At 42.5% G+C, this 11,264-nt stretch carries 10 protein-coding genes and 2 tRNA genes; 6 read left to right on the plus strand and 6 right to left on the minus strand.

The features are described 5' to 3' along the window. The 4 genes from AC37HE_RS00005 to AC37HE_RS00020 all read right to left on the minus strand — a co-directional run. The coding region (locus AC37HE_RS00005) for a CorA family divalent cation transporter (protein ID WP_500780713.1) at positions 1–869 on the minus strand (869 nt) is incomplete at its 3' end. 181 nt (positions 870–1,050) lie between these two features. Further along, positions 1,051–2,079 (minus strand): glycosyltransferase family 2 protein, encoded by a 1,029-nt coding sequence (locus tag AC37HE_RS00010; protein WP_500780714.1) that lies wholly within the window; start codon positions 2,077–2,079, stop codon positions 1,051–1,053. A gap of 14 nt (positions 2,080–2,093) precedes the next feature. Continuing rightward, positions 2,094–2,564: a hypothetical protein gene (locus AC37HE_RS00015; RefSeq protein WP_500780715.1), complete on the minus strand. Its 471-nt coding sequence runs from the start codon at positions 2,562–2,564 to the stop codon at positions 2,094–2,096. Between the two features lie 62 nt (positions 2,565–2,626). Further along, positions 2,627–3,418, minus strand: a complete 792-nt coding sequence (locus AC37HE_RS00020) for an inositol monophosphatase family protein (RefSeq protein ID WP_500780716.1) — start codon at positions 3,416–3,418, stop codon at positions 2,627–2,629. Positions 3,419–3,787: 369 nt separating this feature from the next. Between AC37HE_RS00020 and AC37HE_RS00025 the strand changes: the two genes are divergently transcribed. After that, the gene (locus tag AC37HE_RS00025) at positions 3,788–5,110 is read left to right on the plus strand and encodes a hypothetical protein (RefSeq protein WP_500780717.1); all 1,323 of its coding nucleotides are present in this window, start codon (positions 3,788–3,790) and stop codon (positions 5,108–5,110) included. A 77-nt stretch (positions 5,111–5,187) separates the two neighbouring features. Here the strand turns inward: AC37HE_RS00025 and AC37HE_RS00030 are convergent, their stop codons facing one another. Next, complete coding sequence (locus AC37HE_RS00030; RefSeq protein ID WP_500780718.1) at positions 5,188–6,519, minus strand: PhoH family protein; 1,332 nt, start codon at positions 6,517–6,519, stop codon at positions 5,188–5,190. Positions 6,520–6,648: 129 nt separating this feature from the next. Here AC37HE_RS00030 and AC37HE_RS00035 point away from each other — a divergent pair, with 129 nt between their 5' ends. The 4 genes from AC37HE_RS00035 to AC37HE_RS00050 all read left to right on the plus strand — a co-directional run bounded on the left by AC37HE_RS00035 (position 6,649) and on the right by AC37HE_RS00050 (position 8,552). Next, complete coding sequence (locus tag AC37HE_RS00035) at positions 6,649–7,950, plus strand: bifunctional folylpolyglutamate synthase/dihydrofolate synthase (protein WP_500780719.1); 1,302 nt, start codon at positions 6,649–6,651, stop codon at positions 7,948–7,950. Positions 7,951–8,036: 86 nt separating this feature from the next. Beyond that, positions 8,037–8,111 (plus strand) — tRNA-Val (locus AC37HE_RS00040). A gap of 64 nt (positions 8,112–8,175) precedes the next feature. Continuing rightward, positions 8,176–8,250 (plus strand) — tRNA-Val (locus tag AC37HE_RS00045). 50 nt (positions 8,251–8,300) lie between these two features. Beyond that, on the plus strand, positions 8,301–8,552 hold the full coding sequence (locus tag AC37HE_RS00050; protein WP_500780720.1) for a GIY-YIG nuclease family protein: 252 nt from the start codon (positions 8,301–8,303) through the stop codon (positions 8,550–8,552). A gap of 434 nt (positions 8,553–8,986) precedes the next feature. On the opposite strand, the gene dacB is transcribed toward AC37HE_RS00050, so the two are convergent. Further along, positions 8,987–10,444: a D-alanyl-D-alanine carboxypeptidase/D-alanyl-D-alanine endopeptidase gene (dacB, locus tag AC37HE_RS00055; RefSeq protein ID WP_500780721.1), complete on the minus strand. Its 1,458-nt coding sequence runs from the start codon at positions 10,442–10,444 to the stop codon at positions 8,987–8,989. Positions 10,445–10,687: 243 nt separating this feature from the next. Between dacB and AC37HE_RS00060 the strand changes: the two genes are divergently transcribed. Further along, positions 10,688–11,053, plus strand: a complete 366-nt coding sequence (locus AC37HE_RS00060; RefSeq protein ID WP_500780722.1) for a DUF190 domain-containing protein — start codon at positions 10,688–10,690, stop codon at positions 11,051–11,053. Positions 11,054–11,264 lie beyond the last annotated feature (211 nt).

Consider the following 11,264-nt stretch of genomic DNA (forward strand, 5'->3'; position numbering starts at 1 on the left):
CCGGCCAGGTTTACGCCCAGCAGCCCGGTGAAAAAACTCAGCGGCAGGAACAGCGCAGCGATGATTGAAAGCAGGTACATGCGACTGTTAATTTGTTCATTCGAACGGTTAATCAAGGTTTCCTGGCTCACTGATGCCAGTTCGCGCGCTGCTTCCAGCATCTCGAGATAACGCATCAGGTAATCACTCACTTCGCGCAACCGAAGCTGGTGTTTATTGGTCATCCAGCTTGTTTTTTCAATTTGAAGTTTGTTCAGCGCATCGCGTTGAGGAATCAAAAAGCGCTTGAGCTGAATAATCTGCCGGCGCAAATTATAGAGTTCGCTTTTGCTTTCATCGTCGTTGCCGTCTTCTTCCATGACCATTTCCTCCATCGAAATAGCAGCTTCTTCAATATCCTCCATCACGTCACTCATATTGAAAACCAGTCGTTCATTCAGACGAACAACAAAGTCTCCGGTACTTTTCGGGGCATTGTTCTGCTTCATATCCTCCACGATCGACTTGAGTGCATTGAGGCTTTTTTTCTGACAGGTGATGATCATGTTCTTACTGGCCATAATCCGAACCGAGATCATATTCTCCGGTTTTTCACCTGTAATCAGGTTTACGCCGCGAACAATCAGTAACAATTCATCGGGATAAATGGCTACCCGCGGTCGGGAGTCGTCTTTTAACAAGGCTGCAGCTGTAAACTCATTAATCGACAAGGACTCGACAATATCTTTGGTTTCCGCCACACTGAAATCGAGTTGCAACCAAATATAATCAGCTGAATCTCGTAGTTCAGGGATGGATTCGATATGGATCTTTTCAACCTTTCGCGTTGCTGACTCAACATAGAATGCGTTGATAACGGCTTGTTTCATGGAATAAAAATTTGACTCAAGATAAAACCTGAAGGTTGAAAATGCAAACCCGATTTCCGGATTTTCTTTTCCATGAATTTCCGGATGGCTGGACGAAACGAATGGAGGTGATACACGCTGCTTACTTGCTTGAAAAGTAATTGGTTAATCCAGACATCCAACAATCCAGTAATCCCCAAAATCACTTCATCATTTCGGTGAATGTTTTCTTTTTCTGGATATAGAATTTCCAGATCAGACTTTTACACAGAATCTCGCTGTGCCATTGTGGTGTTGCCTCTTCTTTTAATGTTTGCCGTTTGGCCTTCAGTATTTTCCAGTTCGTGTAGAGAGCATAATGCGCTTTCAATACAGCAGTGATACCTTTGAAGTTTCCTTCAGCTAATAACTTGAACGCTGCTATGCCGTCTAGGATCATTCGCCCGGCTAAAACTTTGAAAAGTCGGTTCGGGGGGCAATTCTTATAAAGCATGAACAAGCTGTTGCGGAAATTGAGGAAGAGTTTTCGGGGGTTGTTGTAAGGTAAGCTACCTCCGCCTAAATGGTAAACCTGGCTGTAGGGCGTAAAGCGAATTTGGTAGCCAAAATTTTTGAGGCGCCAGCAAAGGTCAATTTCTTCCATGTGGGCCCAAAAGTCGGAGTCGAAACCTCCGGTTTTATGATAAAGGCTTGCCCGAACAGCGAAGCAGGCACCACTAGCCCAAAAAATGGACGATTCGTCGTTGTACTGGCCTTTATCTTTTTCAACGACATTCAGGATTCGACCACGACAAAACGGAAACCCTAATTTGTCGATGAATCCTCCGGCCGCACCGCCATACTCAAATTCATCTTTATTGTGCCAGCTTAGTATTTTGGGTTGAACAGCCGCTACAGATTCATCCTTTTCCAGCAGCTCTATCATGGGGGCCAACCACCCTTCGGTTACTTCAACATCCGAATTAAGAAGGATGTAATATTTGGCATCAATTTGCTTCAATGCCTCGTTATAGCCCCGGGCAAAGCCATAGTTCACGGGTAGTTGAAGCCGGGTAACTTCCGGAAATTGTTCTTCGAGCAAGGCCATCGACCGGTCGGTTGAGCCATTGTCAGCAACAATAATCTCGGTTCCGTCCTGTTTGCTGAATTGAATTACGGATGGTAAAAATTGAGGAAGCAACTTTTCGCCGTTCCAGTTTAGAATTACAATTGCGATTTGGGTGTGTTCCATTTGGCCAAAAATACTCAGGAATTTACAATTCCTGTAACAATGTCGATGAGTTGTTCTTTACTGAGTTGTCCCAGCTTTTCTTTGATTTCGTTTGTTTGATTCTCTGTTTGGTTGGCTAATAGGTCCTCGAGTTCTTTCCATTGCTTGCCGGTCATTTCCTGTTGCAACAATTCGCGAACCCGGTCAACTGCACCCGATTGTCCGGGTAACCCGAGAGTTTCGAGCTCCATAATTGCGGCATCCAGTATTTCGCGAGCCTGCATTTTTACCGGGTCATCTGATTTTTCGTTGCCGGTAGCATCGCGCAAATGCCAGCTTGAATAATCGTACTTGAGGTCGAGAATCATTTTTACGATGGGGTGGGAAGCACCGAAGATCCGGTTTAGAAAAAGCAGCGTTTGATTTTTCCATGCTTCCAGGTCGAAGCTCTTTTGACTCAGTTTGTCAACTTGCGCTTTTAGCAATGCAATCTCTTTATCAGCCATGATATGCTTTTTTATGCAATTTAACGCATTGCCTCAGTCCCCCAAAGAATACTGCTGTAAAACTAGCCCAGCTGTTCGTTAATTTTTGCAAAGAAAGCCGGGAAATAGTTTGCATTAGCCGAAACCAGTTCCTTGCCAAACAGAAAGTTGTCACCACCTTTAAAGTCGGTTACTTGGCCACCTGCTTCCTGTACCAAAAGAACGCCGGCGGCAACATCCCAGGCGTGAAGTGCATGTTCGAAAAATCCGTCGAAACGTCCGCAGGCCACATAAGCTAAATCGACTGCAGCCGAACCCATACGTCGCATGCCTCGGGTTTCAATCATGAAAAATTCCAGCACCTTCAGGTATTCATTCAACTTCTCAAAATTGTAATACGGAAATCCGGTTGCTAACAGAACATCCTCGTGTTTCGATGATTTTGAAACAGCAATAGGCTGCCCATTCAGATAGGCACCCCCGTCTTTCCATGCAGCGAAAAGCTCATCCTGACCAATTTCGTACACCACTCCGGCAACGGGGACATTATTTTGGGTTAAAGCAATCGAAACAGAATGGGGGAAGATGCCGTGAATGAAGTTTGTTGTTCCATCCAGCGGGTCGATAACCCACTTGTATTCCTCGCCACTTTCACTGGCGGTACCTTCCTCGGTAATAAATCCGGCTTCGGGAAGTACCTCGCGCAAACGGGCAACAATCATTTTTTCAGTTTCCTTATCAACATAAGTCACCAAACTTGCTTTGCCTTTAAGTTCGATGTCGTCATTACTGATTTTTGAACGTTCTTCGCGAATAAACTGACCTGCTTTTCGGGCTAATTCAGCTATCGTATTGGTAATATTTTGTAAATCCATTTCGGTAAAATTTTCTCAAAAATCACTTAATCAATGCTTAGAAACAAATTTTTGACGTTATTTTATTTGAAAGGATTTTTTGAATCGTATGGTGAGTATTAAATGCCTTTATATGTGTTGTTTGTGTTGTGTCTATGTAGCCTTTTTTTTAGTGGCTAATCAGATGTTTTAGAGCAAAATGATAGAAAATTTGAGTGAAATAACCGGAAAGGGTACGGAATTTGTCATTTAGATATTATGAAATTAATTTCTAGTAGTTCAATGAATTGATAATGGAAGAATAGGCATCTTTACCAACTCCCGGTTTTTTCGAAATGAACCTTGGGAGGTACGAAAAGGATTTTTTTATACAACTTAACACAGATCAACATGAAAACGAAAATAATAGCAATACTGGTCGCGATTTTTACTGCTGCTGGCGTTTATGCCCAGGGTAATTACAGTGTCCGTGCAGTAGGATACGATGTTAGCGATAACTTAGATTTGGAAGCAGTTTCCTATATCTTTGGTGAATCAAGTAATTTGCAGGATTTTGAAGCAAGATTGAACGATCCCAGAATGCAGATTTCAAATCTCGATCTGAACGGGGATGGTTACGTTGATTACCTGCGGGTTGTTGAAGTTTACGAATCAGGAATGCATCTGATTACGATTCAGGCGGTATTGGATCAAAACGTCTTTCAGGATGTTGCAACAATTGATGTTGGACGGGACAACCGCGGTAGCTTTTATGTACAGGTAATTGGCGATCCGTATATTTATGGACCAAACTATATTATTGAACCGGCTTATGCCCGTATTCCAATCATTTTTAGTTGGTTTGTTCGTCCTTCATACGTAGTTTGGCATTCACCATACTACTGGGGATATTATCCATCTCGATACCATCACTACCACTGTATTTCGACGTTTAGCTATAACCGGTATTTGTACCGTCATGTCGACTATCACGTTCATAATTATTATCACAGCGATGTGAGACGTAACCCAAGGGCAGCTGAGATGCAGCGGTCGGTAAGAAGAAACGATTACGGAGTTAGACATCCGAACTCATCCTTCTCATCCCGTAATTCCAGGTATGCCAATAAATATGAGATGAACAGAAGTCGTTCTGTCGCCGATCAACGTTTGGGACGAGGTTCTTCCAATCCGTCTACTTATAAAAACAGTACGCGTTATGGGAACACACAAAGGAGTTCCGGAACTAATCGTTACGATAGTAAACGTGGAACCAGTTCGAATAGTAACAGATCGGTAACAACACAACCTGGAACAAGTCAACGCAGCAGTACTTATAATCGTAATGGAAACTACAGCAATCAGTCGCAGCGAAAAAGCAGCAGCCAAAGTTATAGTCGTCCTCAATCGTATAACTCGGGTTCATCCAGTGGCTCAGCCTACCAGCGCAGCTCCCGATCATCGGGAAATAACTCCGGTTACAAGTCATCTCCAAGCCGGCAATCACAGATGAAAAGCAGTAGCTCTTCATCAAGATCAGGTTCAACATATAAACCTTCACAAAGTCGCAAGGTGGAATCCAGTTCCCGATCAAGTAGAAGTAGCAGCGGAAATACCGGAGTTAGCAGTAGGAGCTCTCGCTCTTCAAGTTCTTCATCTGTGAAGAAATCATCCAGCAGAAGTTCAAAGCAGAACTCAAGTTCTAACCGATCAAGTAGAAGCAGAAGAAATTAAAAGCCAAATACAAAGTATAAAAAAGCCCGTTATCGAAGCTGATAATGGGCTTTCTCATTTTAGGTTGAATGTTAATTTTAAAGCAAATCACTTGCAAGTTCGGCTAAGTAACTACGTTCACCTTTCACCAGGTTGACATGTGAGAAAAGTTCCTGGTTACGCATGCGGTCGGTCATATAGGCTAAACCATTCGACTTCATATCCAGGTACGGAGAGTCAATCTGTTGCAGGTCCCCGGTGAATACCATCTTGGTTCCTTCGCCGGCACGGGTAATGATTGTTTTTATTTCATGCGGCGTGAGGTTCTGCGCTTCATCAACAATGAAAAATGCATTCGATAAGCTTCGTCCGCGAATGTAAGCTAGTGGAGTGATGATCAGTCGCTGTTCTTTCAGCAATTCATCAATTTTTTGATACTCCTGACTTCGCGGGTTAAAAGCATGCTTAATTACATTCAGGTTATCGAACAGGGGCTGCATATAAGGGCTGATTTTCTCTTCAGCATCACCTGGTAAATAGCCTAAGTCGCGGTTGCTTAGTGCAACAATCGGTCGAGCAAGGAGAATTTGATCGTACTGTTTGTGCTGTTCCAGTGCGGCTGCTAGGGCCAATAAGGTTTTTCCGGTTCCGGCTTTACCGCTTAGCGATACTAGTTTGATATCCGGATCAAGCAATGAGTTCAGGCTGAAAGTTTGCTCTGCATTACGGGGTTTAATACCATAGGCAACTCGTTTTTCGACCCGGATGATCCGTTGCGTCGGGGATTCGTAACGCGCCAAAACACTGGATTTGTTTCCCTTCATGATATAGTATTCATTGGGTACAGGAACATCTCCCAGGTTAGAGTCGGCAAAAGCAATAGCCCCATCGTTATAAAGGGTATCAATTAGAGCATCTTTATAGCCTTCAACTTCAGTAATTGATTTTTCGAAAACCTCAGGGTCTTTAATCTTATCATTTTCGTAGTCCTCCGACAATATTCCCAGCGATTTAGCCTTCATCCGCAGGTTGATGTCTTTGGTTACCAAAATGGTCTTTCGCTTTGCACTATCGTTGGTGTAAAACTCGGCAACAGCTAATATCCGGTGATCCGGAATGTCTTCTTTGAAGGATTGTTTCATGGTGTCAGAGAATGGTTTCCCTGTTGCAATAATCAATTTCCCCAATTCCGGTCCCAACTGGATGCCTCCATTGAATAATTTTTCACCGACGATGTCGTCCAATACCCGCACAAATTCCCGCGCCTGAAAGTTAATTGGATCATTTCCCTTTTTAAATTTATCCAGTTCCTCCAAAACGGTCAACGGTATCACGATATCATTATCTTTGAACTGGTAAATACAGTTGTGGTCGTGCAGAATCACATTCGTATCCAACACGAAGATCTTAGTTTGTTTGCGGCCTGCCATAAGCATCTGTTTTGGTGACTATGCTTACAATGTAGGAAAAAACGATGACTAGATTAATGATAAACAGACAAAAGATGTTCAGTACTTATCGACAACTGTTAGCAAAATAGATTAGTGATTGAAAAAGAGATGAGAAGCTATCAGGAAACTTTAGATTATTTATATAGTCAGTTGCCCATGTTTCAACGTACAGGGGCAGCAGCATACAAAAACACCCTCGGAAACACCTTGGTTTTGGATGAAATTTATGAGCATCCACATCGCTCGTTTAAGACGATTCATGTGGCCGGAACAAACGGTAAAGGATCGGTGTCGCACATGTTGGCATCGGTGTTGCAGGAAGCTGGGTACAAGGTGGGGCTTTACACTTCGCCCCATTTGGTTGATTTTCGCGAGCGTGTGCGGGTGAACGGAGATCTGATAAGTGAACAAGCGGTGATTGATTTTGTGGCGGCTTTCGACGAGCATAACAAAACGGCCGGTTTAGAACCTTCGTTTTTTGAAATTACGGTGGCCATGGCTTTCTGGTATTTTCGGTTGATGAAGGTTGATGTGGCGGTTATTGAGGTTGGCCTTGGAGGTCGGTTGGATTCAACCAATATAATCACTCCCGAGTTGTCGCTAATTACAAATATTAGTTTGGATCATACCGCTTTACTGGGAAATACAATTCCGAAAATTGCCGGGGAGAAAGCCGGAATTATTAAGCCCGATGTTCCGGTGGTCATTTCAGAAAGTAACGATGAGTACAACGAGGTCTTTATTGAAAAGGCCAGGCTTGAAAATGCTCCTATTTATTTTGCAGATCAGGAGTACACGGCATCCTACAGTACCATGCTGCCGGGAGGCGTTCAGAATTTCAATTTCCATAAAAACGGAAAGCTTTATTTTGAAGGATTGCAGACCGATTTATTGGGAAGCTACCAACGGCTAAATATCGGAGGTGTACTAAAATCAACGGAGTTGTTGGCGAAAATGGGATGGCGGATTACCCTGGAGGCTATTTATAAAGGATTAATCAAGGTGAAGGAAAACACGGGCTTACGTGGAAGATGGGAGGTTGTTGGGGCCAATCCGATGGTGGTGTGTGACACTGGTCATAATGAAGCCGGTATTAAGCAGTTGGTTGAGCAAATACGGCAGACAGCCTGGAAGGAACTGTATATTGTAATTGGTATGGTCAATGACAAAAGTATTGATCAGGTATTGGCTTTGTTACCTGTAGAAGCGCACTATATTTTCACACAGGCTGCCATTCCACGGGCTCTTGATGCTCATGAATTAGCGGCTAAAGCTGAGCAGGTTGGATTGAGTGGATTAGTCATTTCGAATGTGAAAGAAGCCGTTGCTAAGAGTTTGGAAATGGCACAACCAAGTGATCTAGTGTTCGTTGGAGGAAGTACCTTTGTGGTCGCGGATTATTTTTCTTAATTTTTTTGCAATTTCTTTTTCTAGATAAAAAAAGGATATATATTTGCATCGCCTTTCCGGGAAGGGAGGGACGTTCAAAATAAATCGGGCGGTTAGCTCAGTTGGTTCAGAGCATCTGGTTTACACCCAGAGGGTCGGGGGTTCGACTCCCTCACCGCCCACGAAAAACTCAGTTTTGAGTAAAAGCCTCTCAGGCTAAAAAGGAGAAACGTTCAAATATAAATCGGGCGGTTAGCTCAGTTGGTTCAGAGCATCTGGTTTACACCCAGAGGGTCGGGGGTTCGACTCCCTCACCGCCCACAGCAAGAGGAATACTGCAGAAGTGTTCCTCTTTTTTTGTATTTTTTAGCATGTATTATTGCTACATTCTTTTTTCGGATACTTTACACAAATATTACGTTGGTGCGAGCTCGGATCCAGAAGGTCGTTTACAACGACATAATACCGCAAACAAAGGGTTTACTTCCAAAGGTCAACCATGGCGGATTGTTTATATTGAGTCATATCCGAATAAAGAATCTGCCTTCAAACGAGAGCGGCAAATTAAAAGTTGGAAGAGCCGTAAAATGATTGAGCAGCTTTGTTTGAGACAAAGTGAATAGGAACTAGATAAAGCGGTTAGCTCAGTTGGTTTAGCGCATCCCGATTTAACATCGGGAGAGTCCGGGGTTCGACTCCCTCACCGCCCACAGCAAGAGGAATACTGCAGAAGTGTTCCTCTTTTTTTGTTGCTGAAAGTCTATGAACGCAAGGCCTAAGGCCGCTGTTCTTTGTCGTGTTTTTGGGGAGATATACTGAAGATAACCCGACAACCTCAGAAAACAATGACAACCTGATATCCGGGAAACGTTCTATTTTATCTCTGTTGTTGATTCGAGTTTTTCAAGAGATCAGATCCTTGTAGATTATTGGTTTTTATTGCTTAAGCTGGAATGGGAAGGGCTGTTGCCCGCGGGAAATGACTTTGAGGCTATTCAAACAGGTGATTCTCCGGTATTTTCCGGCACACAATGGTTATCGTGTCGTTCGTTTTGCTCTAGTCCTTGAAATCTCTCATTTCCTGGAATAGCTTTTCAATAGCCTTAATTGCTTTCATTTGGCTGCAATCAAAATTATTCAGCATGATGCAGAATAGAATGTCCTTCCCGTCTTTAGTTGTCAATTGTCCTGCAAAGCTGCGAACCCGGGTCATGCTTCCGCTTTTTATGTGAAGACAGTTGTTGGGGAAATTGGCTTCATTTAAATACCAGAGTGTACCGTTGGGCGGTGTCGGTAGGCTTTTGAAAAATGCATTGGTGTTGACACTGGAATTTTTCATGTAATTGAGTACAAAAACCATTTGTTGCGGAGTTAAGGCATTGAATCGGGAAAGCCCGCTTCCGTCCTCCAGGAATAAAGCTTGTGTGTCCATCCCTTTGCTTTTCCAAAAATCGATTAGTGTTTCCAATCCGGCTTTTGTCGATCCTCTACCTGTTGTTTCGTAGGCGATTTGTTTCAAACAATGTTCTGCAAAAAGGTTGACACTTTCGTGGTTAGTCACATCAATGATTTCAGCAAGCGTTGGTGATTTAATGGTGCTTATGGTGTCGAGCTTGTCTTTGAACTCGTATGTGCCGGTTATAATTTTTCCTTTCAGTTGAACTTGCGATAAGCCAAGTTCCTGCATGAGTTGTTCCCCAACCAGCATCGGCGGATTAGGGATTGATGCCTTTACTTTAAAATCGTTTCGGTTCTTAGGAATTGATCCCCGGATAATACGGCGATTGTCGAGCGGACTTCCAAAGACATAGGCATTGTCTTTATTTTCATCGGAGGATAAAACCCGGTTGTCAAAATCGACATCCGGAAGAAGCGGTTCTGTGTATTTTATTTGGGTCAGTTCATCGGCTGTTGCAGGCGATTGAAAGTGAATTTCGTATGTGTTGTCATAAGCGCTTAAGGCGAAAACGCCGGCTCCGTAATAGTTGCCCATATCTTCCCAAATCCAGGTGCGGGGAATGCTTTGGTCGTCGTATGTTGAAAGATCGATATAAATGTTGCCGGTTATGGCTTTGATGTTCAGGTTCCGGATCGCTTCAGCCCATTTTTCGACGAAGTTTTGGTAAGGTGTATAATCTTTGAAATACTTCGATCCCAAGGCGGGGTCTCCACCAGCAAGAACAACAATATCGCCAAACAAGGTGTCGTTTTTTATCTCTCCGGAATAAGTCAGTGTTGTTTTGAAGCGATAGTTGGCACCCAATAATTCGAGTGCTGTACTTGTTGTTATGAGTTTTTGAGTTGAGGCTGGAGCAATGCTTAACTGTGGCTCGGATTTCGCTATGGTTTTCCCGCTTTGAGCGTCGATTGCATAAAAGCCTATTGTGGCGTGTTTGAGCAGATCTTGCTGCGACCACTTGTTAAATTCTTGTTGTAAGTTAGTTTGTGCCTTTGTGCTAAATATTGAAATGCAAAAGAAGAAAAGCAACAAGGTAATTTTGGGGTGATGTTTCATGTTTGTTTTCGTTTTCATTGGCTTAAAAATAACGAATCCTTCCGGAATCGATAGGCTTTAACAATATTTCATTGCAATTGGAAGAAGGACTTTTGGGGCCATTTGTTACTCCCATTGTAATCGCCGATTCTTAGCTCAATACGTTAAAGTTCTGTAAATACTACTACTTGTTTGAATCTACTTTCCAAAAATTCAGTAAAAACTAAAGCAGAAATCGTTGAAAACAATTAAAATCAAAAAGTCATGGAAGGTAAAGTTAAGCTATTAAAAATCTATATTTCTACTTCAGATCGTATCGGAAATAAATTATTGTACGAGGAAATTGTTCGGGAGGCCAGAGATTTTGGCCTCGGTGGAGCAACAGTTGTTCAAGGAACTGTTTCGTTTGGTGCAAGCCATTCAATTCATGGTAATAATGTTGTTTTTCCAACTCATCAGATCCCTGTATTTATAGAGATTATTGATGAGGAAGAGAAGATTAACCAATTTTCTGTTAAGGCCAAAGAATTAATTGATCAATCGCAGAAAGGAGCCCTGATTACGATTCAGGATGTTGATGTTATAGTCTATAAACGCGGTGCAAAATACAATCAGTTTGCTAATTTTTAAAGGTGATTTTGGTTCGTTAAATCGGGTTAAATTTAAGTTATTCATACAGCCTCTTTCGGTTAAAGTTTAGGGGATTTATTATATTTGTTCCGGCTTTTTAAAAAGCTGACTTTAATCAGTCTAATAAGGTTATATATTAAGTTTAATTCAAAACCATAAATCATGTTAATTAGTAACGTTGTTGGTAGAGAAATCCTTGATTCTCGCGGAA

This window comes from Mangrovibacterium sp. (assembly GCF_059905295.1).